Annotated in this window: 1 protein-coding gene; it reads left to right on the top strand. The window is 60.1% G+C overall.

Going from position 1 to position 674, the window contains the following annotated elements; genetic code table 11:
* The first annotated feature begins 106 nt into the window (after positions 1-106).
* Positions 107-460, top strand: coding sequence for an IS66 family insertion sequence element accessory protein TnpB (gene tnpB / locus M8523_RS36465; protein ID WP_282589671.1), 354 nt, complete (start codon positions 107-109; stop codon positions 458-460).
* Positions 461-674 lie beyond the last annotated feature (214 nt).

The following is a 674-nucleotide window of genomic DNA, read 5'->3' as shown; positions in this document are numbered from 1 at the left end:
CTCATGGGGCCGTGATTGAAATTACACTCGGCGGCGCGTGCATCCGGGTTCATGGCCCGGTCGACGGCGCGGCGTTGCGGACGGTAATCGCGGCGGTGCGAGGGACATGATCGCTCTGCATGGGGATCTGAAGATCCTCTTGGCGACCAGGCCGATCGATTTTCGTAAAGGTGTAAACGGGCTCGTCGCCCTGGTGGCGGAGGCGCTGGAGTCTGACCCGTACTCCGGGATCATTTTTGTCTTCAGGTCGAAGCGAAATGACCGTTTGAAAATGCTGACCTACGACGGCAGCGGGATCATCCTGGTGACAAAATGGTTGGAGGCCGGGCGCTTTACATGGCCGCCTATCCAGGATGGCGCGATGCGTCTGCCGCCCTCGAAAATGGCGATGCTGCTTGATGGTCTGGACTGGTCGCGGGTAGCGCAGGCGGTCGTGAAAAGACCGACAAAGGCGGGTTGAAAGTCCTGTATTTTCTTGGGAATTCGCCCCATCTGGGGTAATCTTCAGCATGTCGCTTCGGCCCGAAAACCTGCCGCGAGACCCCGATGTCCTCATCGGCATGGTCATTGAACGCGACGTCGAAATCGAGCGGTTGAAGACGGCGCTGAAGACCTTGAACGGTCTGATCCACGGCCCGCGGTCGGAGCGGGCGAGCGTGGTTCTCGAGGGCCAG

This window comes from Lichenifustis flavocetrariae (assembly GCF_026130545.1).
In the GTDB taxonomy this organism is placed as follows: Bacteria; Pseudomonadota; Alphaproteobacteria; order Rhizobiales; family Beijerinckiaceae; genus Lichenihabitans; species Lichenihabitans flavocetrariae.
This window is presented reverse-complemented; position numbering and strand designations above follow the sequence as displayed.